The following is a 13,943-nucleotide window of genomic DNA, read 5'->3' as shown; positions in this document are numbered from 1 at the left end:
GTTCCCCTCCGGTTCCCCGGACAGCCTCCGCCCAGTACCAGGACACAGGAGGCACCATGGACGAGTCGCGCGAAGAACTGCAGGAGGAAGCGGTAGCCCGGGTTGCCGCGATCGACATCGCCAAGAACAGTGGGGTCGTTTGCACCCGGCTCCCGCACGAACAGCGCGAGGGCAAGCGCGCTCAGCGGGTCTGTACGGTCGCGTCGACCACCAACGCAATCGTCGAGCTCGGCGACCACCTGGTCTGCCAAGGCGTCACGCTGGTGGTGATGGAGGCCACCGGCAACTACTGGCGCCCGTTCTTCTACCTGCTGGAGAGCCGTGGACTTCGGTGCTGGTTGGTCAACGCCCGCCAGGTTAAGAACGTTCCGGGCCGTCCCAAGACCGACAAGCTGGACGCGGTCTGGCTGGCCAAGCTCGCCGAACGCGGCATGGTCCGCCCTTCCTTCGTACCACCCAAGCCAGTCCGGCAGCTGAGGGACTTCACCCGTACTCGCACCGTGTTCGTGCACGAACGCACCCGTCACAAGCAGCGCATCGACAAGGTCCTGCAGGACGCGCAGATCAGGCTCTCGTCCGTGGCCACCGATCCGCTCGGCGTCTCCGGACGAGCGATGATGGAGGCGCTGATCGCCGGTGAGCGCAGCCCCCGATCCCTTGCCGGCCTCTCGCCCAGGGCAAGTTGACCGCCAAGCGCGATGCGCTCATCGAGGCGATGACGGGACAGTTCGAGGACCACCACGCCCGGCTGCTGAAACTCCTGCTCGCCACGGTTGATCACTTGAGCAAGCAGATCGCCGCCCTGGAACAGGAGATCGCTGCGTCGATCGATGCCCTGCACGATCCACGCGGTGCCCCGATCGACACATCGACAGGCACCGACGGCACCCTCTTCGGCTGCGAGCTGCTGATCCGGCTGGACGAGATCCCCGGCGTCGGACCGGTCGCAGCCCGTGCCCTCCTGGCCGAGATCGGTCCGGACATGAGCGTTTTCCCTTCACCGGATCACCTCGCGTCCTGGGCGAAGCTCTGCCCCCGCACCATCCAGTCCGGCGCCAAGAGCACCACCGGCCCGGCCGGCAAGGGCAACCCGTGGCTCAAGGGCGCCCTCGGTGAAGCAGCCAGCGCCGCCGCACGCACCGACACCTTCCTCGGCGCCCGCTACCGCCGCCTGGTCAAACGCCGGGGCCACGCCAAGGCCCTGGTCGCAGTCGCCCGCTCGATCCTCGTCATCGCCTGGCACCTCATCAACGATCCGCACGCCCGCTATCACGAACTCGGACCGGACTGGCACTACAAGCACCTCAACCCGCAGCGCAAAACACACGACCTCGTCCGGCAGCTCGAACACCTCGGTCACACTGTCACCCTCGCCCCGACCACCGCGTGACCGAACAGATTCATCCGGCCAGCTTCGCCGGCCGGATGCTGCCGCCTGCCCGCCTGAACATGGATTTTCCGTTCAGCGCCATCATCGTCGCGGGTCATCTCACTCGGATCACTGTGGCTACCGCGTGCCGTGTGGTACCCGCGGCGACTTCCACGACCAGGCCGTGCACCGAACGTCGCGCTGACCACCACCAACGCCTCCGCCCTCGCTGACGAGGCCGAACGCCTCGACGCCCCATTCCACGCCAGCCCCGCCCTGCCGCCGCTGGTCCACGCCGACCTGGAGCGCCGCCGCGACAAGATCCACGCCTTCCTCTTCGTCGACGGAGCCGCCCTGTGACTGCCCACCGCGCGCCCTGCCGAGCCGCGCCGACGTCCAGGCCGCCATCGACACGCTCACCGCGGAGTCCGGCCGGACTCCGAGCGTGTTGGCCCTCGCCACTCGCCTCGGCCTCGCCAACACGACCTTCCGCCGCAACTTTCCCGACGTATGCGCCGAGTTGTCCATCGCTCCGCCGACGGGCAGCGCGGTCGGCGCGGACGCCTACAGCCGGCTGAAGACCGACAACGCGCGACTACAGCGCGACAAGCGCGACCTCGCCGCGCAGCTGGAGGTCGCGATCGCAGTTATCCAGCGCTTGAGCGTCGACAACGAAACCCTGCGCGACGCTCTCCACACCGCCCGCGCCGTCACCACACTGCCGCGCCGCCGCTGACCTCCCCTCAGTCCCGCCTTCGTCGGCTGGCTCCTTGATCCTGCAACGTCAGCGGGGCGGTGAGCACGATCCGTCAGAGGCCCGACGGATGGCTGGAAAGCCAGTCGGCATGCCTCTCACGCATTCGATCACGTTCTACGGGCGTGGCCAGGAAGACATCGGCGCCACCGTCGTAGGGGTAATGGATGCGACGCATCTGGGTGTCACTGACGAGGACGCCCGCCACCTTGTCGTCAGCGATGTCACGCAGCAACTCGTCGAGGCAGCCATGCCGCCAAGGACGACGGACGGCGAACAGGTGACAGTAGGTGCGGAACTCCGGATCGGGATCATCCTCCACCAGCAGGGTCTGCCAGTAGCCAGCATCGGGCTCAACCGGAGGGACCTCGGCTTCGGTCGCCCAGACAGACGTGACCACGTACACGTCCCCACCGGCAAACAGCTCATCGAGGACCATGTTGTACCGCTCCAGGAGGACGGCGTACTCAGTCTCATCCTCTGCGTATCGCTTCGACTCGGGCAGGCTGTGAAAGCGCACCCAGACATCTCGATATGGGTCTCGGAGCTTGCACCCAACCGGAGGACAGTTCGGCCAGTGCTGCTGCCACAGCTCTGTCAAAACCGTCGATATATCTCCAGGCATCTGCCGTACTTGTCCTCTCGCACTGTGGCTCCTGCCATGACCATGATGCCCAGCATCTCCCAGCAAGAAAGCAGTGCCCTAGACGGCGGGCACTCGGTCAACCGGTCAGCTGTAAACCCTGACTTCAAGAGGCCTTCGACGCCTTCATCGGCGAGCGCCTCGAACCACAGTGCCGCCTCGGCCCTGTCCTCGGTAGCGGGCACAACCTGGATCGGGGGCCCGAGCGGCTCGACCAGCTCGAGGAGCATTGCCCGGCGCTCCGTCCACGGCCGGAGGCGGACGTCCCCGAGCTCGGGATGGGCGAGCACGTCGAACGCCGAAGCGCCCGGGTTCGCGGATTCTCGGACGGGGCCTTGGACGAACCTGTGTGTCGTTCTGCTCAGATCGCCGGCTGGCTTGGCCCCCCGGCGACCTCCTCACAGTCCTGCCCCTGCTCCTGAAGCCCCATCAACCCGGACACACCGACTGAACAACGCCGCCCTGCTGTCACGGCTGCGTGAACAATCCCTTCTCGATCTCCACCGACTCGACCTCGTGGCTGGGAGACACCGACAAGGTGCCTCCCAGCCGCGTCGCGTGCGCGGGGCACGGTGGCCTCCCCGCTGTGAGGCATCTCGGCGAAGGACTGAACGGCACGCCCCCCCCCCCCGCGGCGAGCCTGAAACATCGACACCAGGATCGACGGCGTCACATACTGATCCTCGTTCAATTCTGACGACGGGGTCTTGAGCGTCCAGGCCTTCCAGGACAGCGACTCTGCCGCCAGCACGAGGGGGGAATCGCAGTGAACGCACCTACGTCGTCGGCCGTTTGGGCGACCGGCGAGACCGTCGACGGCCGGTACCGGGTGATCGGCGAGCTCGGCCGGGGCGGGATGGGCGTCGTGCACCGGGTACGGCATCTCGCCTGGGGCATCGACATGGCGGTGAAGAGTTCGCGGCCCGAACTGTTCCGCAGCCCCGGCGATCAGGACCTGTTCGTCAGGGAGGCCGAGGCGTGGGTGTCCCTCGGACTCCATCCGAACGTCTGCGCCTGCCATTACGTACGGGTGATCGACGGTGTCCCCCGCGTGTTCGCCGAGTACGTCGACGGCGGCAGCCTGGCCGAGTGGATCGGCGACGGGCGGATCTACGCCGGGGATGAGCGGCAGGCCCTCGCCCGTGTGCTCGACACGGCAGTCCAAGCGGCCCGTGGGCTCGAGCACGCCCATCGCAGAGACCTGGTGCACCAGGACGTGAAGCCGGCCAACATTCTGCTCGACGGCACGGGGGCCGCGAAGATCACCGACTTCGGTCTCGCCCGGTCCAAGGCCGCCACGGCCCCGACTGACCTCCAACTGGGGCCGGGTGTCAGCGCGTTGGTGCCATCCGGCGGCATGACGGTCGGCTACGCGTCCCCTGAGCAGCTCGCGGGCGAGCCGGTCGGGCGGCGCAGCGATGTGTACAGTTTCGCGGTCTCGGTCCTGGAGATGTTCACCGGCGGTGTGCACTGGGCGGCTGGTTCGGTAGCGGGTCTCGCGCTGGAGGAATACCTGGCCGACCCCTCGAATCCGGTCGCGGCGCCGCCGGAAGTCGCCCACCTGCTCCGGCGCTGCCTGCGGCAGCACCCAGCCCACCGGCCGGCCTCGATGGCGGACATCGCGGATGTACTGACCGGGATCTACGAGCAGGCGACCGGCTCGGTGTATCCTCGTCCCACGCCGCAGGCCGCCGATCTGCGCGCCGACGAGCTCAACAACCGTGGCCTGTCGCTCCTCGACCTGGACCGGGCCGCCGACGCCGAGCAGGCCTTCGGCCAGGCGCTCGCGGTCGACCCGCACCACGTCGGGGCCGTGTACAACGGTGGCCTGTTCCGGTGGCGTACGGGGGCGATCACCGATGGGGAACTCGTCGCCCGGTTGGAGGCGATCCCGCGCGGGTCCGGCGCGTCCTCCTGGCAGCTGCAGCTGTTTCTGGCCCGGGTCCACCTCGAACGCGGCGACCTCGCGGCGGCACGCGACCTGCTCGACGCCCTCGCGCGCGAACGGCCTGACGACACCGACGTACGGGCGGCGCTGCGGGTGGCGGCCTCAGGAACCGTGGCCGATGCCCGCCACACCGGCACCCGCGAGTTTCGCGAACCGTTCGCGGTGCCGTTCGCGCCGGTGAAACTGCTGGCCCGGCACAAGGTGATGGGCTACCTGCCGATCCGGTTCACTCCCGACGCACGCCTCGCGCTGAGCGGCCACTGGGACGGCGTGCTCCGGCTGTGGGACACGGCGACCCGCGCACAGCGGTTGGCGGTCAAGGGCCACCGCACGCAGGTGCTCGGCGTCGACCTCACCCCTGACGGCTCGTACGCACTGTCCACGAGCCGCGACGGCACGGTGCAGTTCTGGGATCTCAGGGCGGGCAGGTGTACCCGCGTCATCCGCTCCGCCGCACGCGCCACGGGGTGCCCGGTCAGGTTGAGTGCCGACGGGCGCGTCGGTGTGTGGCAGGGCGTGGACGGGCGCGTCCAGGTCTGGGAACCGCGAACCGGGACCTGCCGGTGGTCGCTCGGGGCAGCACTCAAGGACGGCGCCCTGGACGGCTCGCAGTACGAGGTGAGCGCCGACGGGCGCCATGTGCTCACCGCCGAGGAGGACGGGGCGCGGCTGTGGAGCGTGGCCGATGGCCAGTGCCGGATGCTGGCAACCGGCTCGGCGACGCATGCGCTGTGCTTCAGTCCCGACGGGCGGATGGTAGCGGTGGCCGGCAAGGACCGGGTGATCCGGTTGTGGGATGTGGGGGACGGTCGGCAGGTCCGTACGTTACGTACATTGACGGGGCTGACCGCCGCGGCCGGTCACCTGGCCTTCGGCGACAGTGGGCGGCTGCTGATGTCCGGAACGACCGGCGATCACACCGTTCAGATCTGGGAGCTGGGCAGCGGCCGGTGCCTGCGGACCTTCACCGCCCACGCGTACGGAATGCACCACGTCGGATTCCCGGACAGCGACGACCGTTTCGGCTGCTCCGTCGGCGGCCATCCCGAACTGCCCATGCATCATTGGCGGTTGCCCGAGACCGAATACGCCGCCGAGCCGCACGTGATCAAGCCGCGCGAGTACGCGGAGGTCAACCGGCTCGGCGAACTGGCCGAGGAACTCCTCGCCGACGCACGCCAAGCGATGTCGAACGGCCGACACCGGTCAGCCCTCGGCCTGCTGACCCGCGCACGAGAGATACCAGGATACGAGCGCGCGCCCCAGCTCCTGGCCGCCTGGCACGATCTGGGCCGCTCGACGCGCCACATACGGCTGCGCTCCGCCTGGTCGCGGCCACTGGACGCCGGCCACCTCTCCTTCGGCGCCATCACGGCGTTCGGTGTCGCCGCGGGTGTCCGGCTCGCCGTCAGCGGGCAGAGCGACGGCACCGTACGGATCTGGGATCTGGACAGTGGCGCGTGCACGCTCGTCCTCGACGATCACCCGGGCAGGGTGGGCGGGGTGGCGTTGAGCGACGACGGCCAGTACGTCCTGTGCGAGGGCACCAAGCCGCTCGCGATCATTCGGCGGCGACTAGCAGACGGCGAGTGCCGTCGGCTGACTCCGGACTGGGACATGAGGCGGACCATCAGGTTCACCGGCGACGGAAGGTACGCCTGGCTCGGCGGCGGCGACGGTGTCCTTCGCCGATGGGACCTGGACGACGACCGCTGCGTCGCAACGATCAGCCAGAACGGCCCGGTCAACGTGATCTCCACGTCCGCGGACGGACGGCTCGCGGCGGTCGGCGACAGCAACGGCGTGGTCCGGCTGCGGGATCTCGACACCGGAGCCTGCCTGCGGACCTGGACCGGCCCTCGGGAACCGATCCTGTCGGCGTGCCTGAGCGCCGACGGCCGACTGGCCATGTCCACACACCAGGTCATGTCCTCGGGCGCCAAGGACGAACCGATCCGGCTGTGGGACGCCGGTGCCGAACGCTCCGTACGCGAGTTCGCGGGGCACGAGGGCTGGGTCTCCGCCGTGCGGTTCACACCCGACGCCCGGTTCGCCTTCTCAGCCGGCCGCGACATACGGATGTGGGAGGTCGCCACCGGCCGATGCCTGCACGTGCTCGAAGGGCACCGACAATATATCCGGCACCTCGAACTCACCCCCGACCTGCGCAACTTGGTCTCAGCGGGAGACGACGGCATCCGGCTCTGGGACCTCGACTGGGAGCTGGCGGCCGACTGAGCGGAGCGGGACGCGTCCTGTCCCACGCAGCAGACAGGACGCTCACGTTCACCGTCTCATCCCTCCGAAGCCCTCGTCCTCCCCCACACAAGGAGACGATCATCTGTGACGCCCTCGGCCACCATCACGCTCACCCTCGTCAAGGGCCGGGTGAAGCCCAGCGCGTACGTCTTCGAGGAGCGCACCACCTGCGTCCTCGGCCGCTCCACCGACTGTTCGCCCCAACTTCCCGACGACCCCGACCACAGGACCGTCTCCCGCCACCACTGCCTGCTCGACATCAACCCGCCGGACATCCGCATCCGCGACTTCGGCAGCCTCAACGGCACGTACGTCAACGGCGAGAAGATCGGACAGCGGCGCCCGGGCCTCACCCCCGAAGAGGCCGTCGTGGATTCCTACCCCGAGCACGACCTCAAGGACGGCGACCAGATCCGCCTCGGTGACACCGTGTTCCGCGTCCACATCACGCGGCCGCAGGTTGCCACGCTGAGGCTCGCACGCTGTGCCAAGTGCGAGCGCGAGCTGGGCGACGAGGCGGGCGGTTGCCCCGGCGAGGTGTTGTGCGCCGCCTGTCAGGCCCGGCCCGACGCCGTGCTCAAGCTGCTGCTCGACATGGCGCACGGCGGACGCGCCGACCTCAAGGCCATCCGCGGCTACTCGGTGATCCGGGAGCTCGGCCGTGGCGGCATGGGCGCGGTCTACCTGGCCCGGCACGAGGCCACCGGCGTCGAGGTGGCGCTGAAGGTGATGCTGCCGAAGGTGGCGGCGAACGAGACGGCGCGCGCCCGGTTCCTGCGCGAGGTGGCGCTCACCCGGGCACTGAAGCATCCGCACATCGCCACGCTGCACGACGCGGGCTTCGCGAACGGAACCTTCTATCTGACAACCGAGTTCTGCACCGGCGGCAGCCTGGACCGGCTCGTAGCCGAACGCGGCGGGCGACTCCCGGTCGAGGAAGCGGTGCCCATCGCGGTGCAGGCGCTCAAGGGCCTGGAACACGCGCACGCACAGGGCATCGTCCACCGCGATCTGAGCCCCTCCAACATCCTTCTGCACCGGGAGACCGACGGCGCAACGACGGCGAAGATCGCGGACTTCGGAATCGGAAAGGCCTTTGACCAGGCGGGCCTGAGCGGACTGACACGCACCGGCACAACGGCAGGCAAACCGATGTTCATGGCGCGCCAACAGGTCATCGACTTCCGCAAGGCCACCCCCGCCGTGGACGTCTGGGCACTGGCCGCCTGTTTCTACCACACCCTGACCGGAAGGACCCCGCGCGAGTTCCCGCGCGCCAAGGACCCCTGGCAAGTCGTCCTGCAGGAGCCGGCGATCCCGATCCGCCGCCGCGACCCGGCCATCCCACGACGTCTCGCGGAGGTCATCGACACGGCGCTGCGGGAGCACCCCGAGATCGGCTGCTCGAGCGCGGCGGAGCTGCGCGGGGCGCTGGAGCGGGCGGGGTAGTGAGCCCTGACTGCGGCAGTTACGCGGGAGAACCCGGCCGGCGACCGTGGCGATAAAAAAGGGGCACCTCATCCACGCTCGGGCATCTGCGTGCTCCTCGCGCTCGACCTGCTGCTCACCTGGATCCGCATCCCGTTCCCACTTTTCGCCTCGTTTCTCCCGGGACGCGGGCGCGTCGGTACCCCATGACACACCGTTGGGCGTCGCAGTGCGACTCCAGGATTCCGCGCTGCTGGTCCTGAGCCTTGATCCTTTGCCGTCGCCGACTGCGGACGAGGCTGCTCTGGTGCGGCTCCGGGAAGACGCCGCCGACGAGAAGGGGCACCCCGCCAACCACACAGGACGAACCGAGTGCCAGGAGGCGTGGGACTTCGTACTGGAGGTCCAGCGCGAGCAGAACGAGGCGTTTGAGCACGGCAAGGATGAGCAGGGCCTTGAGGAGCTCGAACCCGACATCCAGTACTGGGAGAGACAGGGCACCGACGTACGCTCAGCCCTCACCACCGGCCGACAACGCCGGGATCGGAAGGCCCAGCGTCAGCAGCGCCAGCAGGCGGAGGCCGAACAGGAAGACCTCACCGAACGGTTCGTGACAGCAGTCAATGCCTGGATGACCTCCCCACCCAGGCCGCCAGGTCTCCACCGGCGCCTTGGGACTGTGACCCGCCGCCGCTCCGCGGCCGGGGCGCCAACGGAAAGCTGAGCGTGCCCTACCATCCCCCTGCAAAGGCTGAAGGCGTGGTGAGTGGCATGTGACGCGATGTGACATCCCCGTAGACCACCCCTGCATAGAACCCTTTGCCCAGGCCAGACCATGTGACGTCACATGGCGGTTCCCAGCAGTCTGGCGAAAACTCTACCAGGGGCGGCCCGCCGCCAGAGCATGGATTCGGCGAGCCTCCCAGCTTTGCCACCGGCGCCCCAGGAGCCACCCCGGCACGTCCTGGTCACTGCTGCCCGCTAGGCGATCCACCCGATCTGCCAGCGCTGGGACTTACCCCCGGTGCACGTGGTGGTGTTGACGCGGTCGTTCGCCATCCGAGCGAGGCACTTGTGGCTCACAGCGTTCCTGATCGCGGCGCCATCCACCTCATTCGGGGTGATCGTCCACAAGGCCGCATCGTCTGCCGCGGAACAGGGCTTCATGGTCGCCTGACCGTTGCGCGACACGAGGCACAGCCCCGTCGCCTTCTGCCGAAGCGCCGTGTACTCGAACTCGTCGTTCCAGTACCACTTTTGATAGCTGGTGAAGTTGCACCCGAAGACATAGGGGCCGTAGTCGGCCCTGAAGTCCAGGCAGTTCCGGGCCGGGGCAGCCTTGTTCTCGAAGGTACTGATCCCCGGCGCTGCGCTCGCCGGCGTGCTGCCCAAGCCCACCGCGAGCCCGATGACGGCCCCCAGCGTGGCCAGCCTTCTCAACAACATCATTCCCCCTCGGCCCGGCGGGTCAGGCCGGGTGCGATTTGAGATCTGCGGGGCCAGGAGACTAGCAGCCAGCTGCCACCCCAGCCCCGACATCGCGCATAGGCACACAGGATCCGCTGCACCACGCCATGCCGGAGTCACCTCTTCGTGTGTGAACTGTCCCTGTGCGGTCGGCCCAGGGCGCGGTGACGGCATCGCTGCCGTTCCGTTTCCCTGGACCGCGACATCCATGGAAAGTGACCACCAACGCCTTGCACTACCGGTGCCTGGGGCACACCGGTTGGGCGGGGGCAGCCTTCGCTGGCGCTGTGACCATGGCGGATCTGCGCCGACAGGATGGGCACCACGGCTCCGGGTGCCGATGCAGCGGCCTGGCGCTAACGTCGGGAGAACGGTTCGGGACGTGTCGTTGGCTGAAGCGCGGTTCGCCTCCGATATGTGCGCTGGCCCTTCATCCTCTTGAGGACGCGTTCCCCGGTGAAGCGGTAGCAAGGAGGCTTCTGATGAAGGCGTCCACTACACGGCGGCGGCTCATCCCGATGACTCTGGCGGTGGCCACGGTCACTGTTGCAACCATGGTCGTGGCGTCCCCTCCGGGCGCCGCCACGACAGTCAGGTATCCGGCTGCCAAAGCAGCGGACAATGCGCAGACGAAGCCCACAGTGGTATTGGTGCACGGAGCCTGGGCGGGGACGTCGAGTTGGGACGGCGAGGTCGACATCCTGCGCCGCGCGGGCTACAAAGTGCGTGCCATCGGGAACCCGTTGCAGAATCTGACGACCGACGCGCGCACGGTCAAGGACTTCCTCAAGAGCGTCTCGGGGCCGATCGTGCTGGTGGGGCACTCCTATGGCGGGTCGGTGATCACGAACGCCGCGGCAGGAGTGAGCAACGTAAAGGCACTCGTATACGTCGACGCGGCCGCTCCGGCGGTCGGGGAGACGACGGGCCAGCTCAGCGGCTCGACGTCCGCACTGTCGGGGCCGCCGTCCAAGCTGTACGACGCCGTGTCGTACGCGGACGCCCCCGCCAAGGCGTCCAACCTCTATCTCAAGAAGGACGTATTCGTCACGAAGTTTGCCAGCAGCGTGCCACGTGACCAGGCGATCAACCTGTGGGCCACCCAGCGGGCTGCCAGCACAGTGGCCTTCACCACCCCCTCCAAGGCTGCGGCATGGAAGACGATCCCCTCCTGGTACTTCATCAGCAGCGGGGACCAGATCATCACACCGGAGTCGGAGAAGAAGATGGCGCGTCGCGCGGGGGCGAAAGTGACTGTTTACCCAGGCGGTTCGCATCTGACCCTGGTGTCCGATCCGGCTGCCGTGAGCAAGGTCATTCAGTCGGCGATCGCGGCGGTGAAATGACTTGACATGCTCCTTGGGCTGACGCGCGAGGATTCTGGCCGTCCCACGGGTTGCTGTGCCGCTACGCGGCACGGCTTCCTGTAGCGCGGTGTGGGGCAGCGGGGCTGTTTCAACGGCAGTGGTCCGGTCGGCCACCTGCAGCCGATCGACCTCGCCGCCGCGTGCGGCCCCAGCGACGGGTGCGCAATGCCAGCGTCGCCAAGCTCGCGTCGAGATCCACCCCTACAACGCTGCTGGTCTCGGCCGCAGAGAGGATCGTCTCCCCGGTGACCGCGCTGTCCGACGACACCGACGACGTCACTGCCGGCTCCTTGGACGAGTTCCGTCTTCCTCGTGGCGATAAGCGAGTGGTCCCGCCTCGCCCGCTGCATCGTGCACTTCACCGTCCAGGCCGAGGGGCCGGTTCGGTCCCGGGGACCGGCTGCCAACTGTTTCGCCCGGGAGAGGAAGTGAAGACCGCCGCTTGGGACTTCATCTCCGTCCACGCCGAGGGTTCGGCATCAAGCGGATATGCCGGGCGCTGGAAGACTCCCGGTCGGGCTACTCCGGCGGTTCGCAGGCGCTGGTGCTCGGGCCGAGCGGCAGGCCGCGGAGGAGACCCTGGTCGAGGAGATCCGAAAACAGGCAGCGACTGCTCGCCGGATTCCGCGAAGTCCCCAAAAGAGGGGAACCGTCTCACCCGGAGCGACGTGGCGTCGGACAACCCCGGACGGGTGTCCAGAGATCTTTGAGACTGCTCGGACTTAGTAGGGTCGGGGACTGGCGCGGTGGCTGATGCTCCGTTTCCAGTCCCCGCCGCTTCAAACCGTGCATGCAGTTCTCCCGCACACGGCTTTCCGACATCGTTCACCGGCTGGCATGCACCGTTGCCCTGTGCACGTTTCCGGTAAGGCGGTAGACACCGAGCCGGGTGATCCACCCATAAGTAAATCGGGTGGTCCAGTTCCTGCCCGCAAGTCTGTGTTTCGCGCTGGCGAAGATCGCCAGACGTTCGTGGACATAGCCGTCGACCACGTTGAACTTCCGTCCGGAGTTCCCGTTACGGAAGTACGCCGCCCAGCCCCGCAGGACCGGGTTGAGATCGGCGACCACGGCGGATACCGGCCGCTCAGTCTTCGAACGAGCGGTCGCCGCACGGACTTTGTCCCGCAGTACCCGCATCGCCCTGGCCGAGGGCCAGCGTTGCAAGTAGTACCTGCCCCGCCATTTCCACGATTCCATCTTCCGGTGGTGGAAGCCGAGAAAGTCGAAGCCCTGCCCACCTCGGGTGAGGCGGACGATGCCGGTCTTCTCGGGATGCAATCGCATCCCGAGCTGCTCCAGCACTCGTGCCGCCAATTCACGGGCCTGTTCGGCCCGTTGCTCCGTCGGCGACAGGACTACGAAATCATCGCAGTATCTCACCAGCACCCCCAGTCGGCATCCTTCGTTCTGCCACGCCTCGTCGAGAACGTGCAGCGCGATATTTGCCAGCAATGGGGAAATCGGTGAGCCCTGAGGGGTTCCTGCCCCGGTAGGCGAGGTCACCCCGCCCTCCAGGACTCCCATCCGCAGCCAGGCCCGGATCAGCTTCAGCATCGGCCGGTCCACCACACGCCGTGCCACTTGGGCCATCAGCGCCTCATGGTCGATCGTGCCGAAGCAGTCGCGGATATCGGCCTCGAGCACCCACTCCCGCCGCTGGTTCGCGGCGACGCGCACGGCTTCGCATGCGTCGATCGCGGACCGCTTCGGCCGGAATCCGTAGCTCGCCTCGGTGAACTGGGCCTCGAATACTGGTTCAAGGACCAATTTCGCAGCCGCCATCACCACACGGTCCGCCACGGTGGGGATCGATAGCGGCCGGAACTCCCCCGGCCGCCCGGGTTTGGGAATCTGGACTCGTCGCAGTACTGCCGGACGATACGTATGCGCCCGCAGTCTCTGCGAAAGGTCCTGGAGGAATGCATCCACTCCCGAGGTCTCCACCGCGTCGACGGTCATGCCGTCCACGCCGGGGGCACCCCGGTTTGCGCACACACCGACCCACGCCCGCCGAAGGACGTCCATGCGGTGGACATGGCCATACAGGGCGTGAAACCGGCGTTCGGGTTCTAGCTTGGCACAGCGGTAAAGCGTCCGTTGCAGAGCTCGGACCTTGTCCAGAGGACGGCGGCCCGGTCCTGCGACGCTTTCCTCCCGGCGGATGGAACTAGCCGAAACGGCACTCATCCGGGTCCCTCCCTGTTTTCGAATCGCATCGATGAAGCAGGGGCCCTTCGCTCCCAGCGGGTTGTGTTGTCCCGCCGATCGTCACTACTACGACCCCCTCCGACTGCCTCTCGGCAACCCGCCATTTCCCGGTTCTTCCGGTTATAGGAAGGCCACGCTTCCCGGGCCGCAATACCCGGGGCCGAGGAGGCTCTCTCCAGTTCCCAGGGCAACCTTCCGACCATTCCACGCCCCTTACGCCGGGAGGTTCTTCGACGACCGCTCCAGGTCCGAGATCGTCTTCCGTGGCCTTCGCCAATCAAGCACAGGCTCGGCTCCTCCTTGGCCCGCCCGCGGGCGGGGGTTAAATGACGACGCTGCAGGCTTCACTTCATGTTGCGGACTGGTCGGTTGCACGCCCCCGAGGGGCGCTTGTCACTCCACTTCGACGCCACCATTTCGAGCGACGCCGGGAGTCAGCTACCGGGGACCCTGGCGTTTCCCCAGACCGGACTTGCACCGGCTGGCTACCCTGAACT

General features: G+C 67.8%; 12 protein-coding genes. 8 read left to right on the top strand and 4 right to left on the bottom strand.

Annotated features, from left to right (window positions below; translation table 11 throughout):
• Positions 1 to 56 precede the first annotated feature (56 nt).
• The 4 genes from ACY0PA_RS42550 (at position 57) to ACY0PA_RS42535 (ending at position 2,105) form a co-directional block, all read left to right on the top strand.
• The gene (locus ACY0PA_RS42550) at positions 57 to 686 is read left to right on the top strand and encodes an IS110 family transposase (protein WP_473082666.1); all 630 of its coding nucleotides are present in this window, start codon (positions 57 to 59) and stop codon (positions 684 to 686) included.
• The gene (locus ACY0PA_RS42545) at positions 683 to 1,390 is read left to right on the top strand and encodes a transposase (RefSeq protein WP_473082665.1); all 708 of its coding nucleotides are present in this window, start codon (positions 683 to 685) and stop codon (positions 1,388 to 1,390) included. Before ACY0PA_RS42550 ends, ACY0PA_RS42545 begins: the two co-directional genes overlap by 4 nt.
• Positions 1,391 to 1,519: 129 nt before the next feature.
• A complete protein-coding gene (locus tag ACY0PA_RS42540) occupies positions 1,520 to 1,729 on the top strand; it encodes a hypothetical protein (protein WP_473082664.1) in 210 nt (69 codons plus the stop codon).
• A gap of 88 nt (positions 1,730 to 1,817) precedes the next feature.
• A complete protein-coding gene (locus ACY0PA_RS42535) occupies positions 1,818 to 2,105 on the top strand; it encodes a hypothetical protein (protein WP_473082663.1) in 288 nt (95 codons plus the stop codon).
• A 73-nt stretch (positions 2,106 to 2,178) separates the two neighbouring features.
• Here ACY0PA_RS42535 and ACY0PA_RS42530 read toward each other — a convergent pair whose 3' ends face one another.
• Positions 2,179 to 2,748, bottom strand: a complete 570-nt coding sequence (locus ACY0PA_RS42530; protein WP_473082662.1) for a DUF3885 domain-containing protein — start codon at positions 2,746 to 2,748, stop codon at positions 2,179 to 2,181.
• Complete coding sequence (locus tag ACY0PA_RS42525) at positions 2,721 to 2,996, bottom strand: hypothetical protein (RefSeq protein WP_473082661.1); 276 nt, start codon at positions 2,994 to 2,996, stop codon at positions 2,721 to 2,723. The genes ACY0PA_RS42530 and ACY0PA_RS42525 overlap by 28 nt, the downstream gene beginning before the upstream one ends.
• A 536-nt stretch (positions 2,997 to 3,532) precedes the next feature.
• Here ACY0PA_RS42525 and ACY0PA_RS42520 point away from each other — a divergent pair.
• From ACY0PA_RS42520 to ACY0PA_RS42510, 3 genes are all read left to right on the top strand, one after another.
• The gene (locus ACY0PA_RS42520) at positions 3,533 to 6,952 is read left to right on the top strand and encodes a WD40 repeat domain-containing serine/threonine protein kinase (protein WP_473082660.1); all 3,420 of its coding nucleotides are present in this window, start codon (positions 3,533 to 3,535) and stop codon (positions 6,950 to 6,952) included.
• Positions 6,953 to 7,057: 105 nt separating this feature from the next.
• Entirely contained in the window at positions 7,058 to 8,422 is a 1,365-nt protein-coding gene (locus tag ACY0PA_RS42515; protein ID WP_473082659.1) for a protein kinase domain-containing protein, read from the top strand.
• A 253-nt stretch (positions 8,423 to 8,675) separates the two neighbouring features.
• Positions 8,676 to 9,125, top strand: a complete 450-nt coding sequence (locus ACY0PA_RS42510; protein ID WP_473082658.1) for a hypothetical protein — start codon at positions 8,676 to 8,678, stop codon at positions 9,123 to 9,125.
• Positions 9,126 to 9,382: 257 nt separating this feature from the next.
• Here the strand turns inward: ACY0PA_RS42510 and ACY0PA_RS42505 are convergent, their stop codons facing one another.
• Positions 9,383 to 9,850, bottom strand: a complete 468-nt coding sequence (locus ACY0PA_RS42505; RefSeq protein ID WP_473082657.1) for an RICIN domain-containing protein — start codon at positions 9,848 to 9,850, stop codon at positions 9,383 to 9,385.
• 536 nt (positions 9,851 to 10,386) lie between these two features.
• On the opposite strand from ACY0PA_RS42505, the gene ACY0PA_RS42500 reads away from it, so the two are divergent.
• Complete coding sequence (locus ACY0PA_RS42500) at positions 10,387 to 11,214, top strand: alpha/beta hydrolase (RefSeq protein ID WP_473082656.1); 828 nt, start codon at positions 10,387 to 10,389, stop codon at positions 11,212 to 11,214.
• 846 nt (positions 11,215 to 12,060) lie between these two features.
• Here the strand turns inward: ACY0PA_RS42500 and ltrA are convergent.
• Positions 12,061 to 13,263 carry a group II intron reverse transcriptase/maturase gene (gene ltrA / locus ACY0PA_RS42495; protein WP_473086611.1) on the bottom strand — a complete coding sequence of 401 codons (1,203 nt, stop codon included), beginning with the start codon at positions 13,261 to 13,263 and terminating at the stop codon, positions 12,061 to 12,063.
• Positions 13,264 to 13,943: the final 680 nt, after the last annotated feature.

This window comes from Streptomyces sp. DS1-CR2, assembly GCF_055760475.1.
Note: the sequence above shows the minus strand (reverse complement) of the source record. Positions and strands in the feature narration are given on the sequence as shown.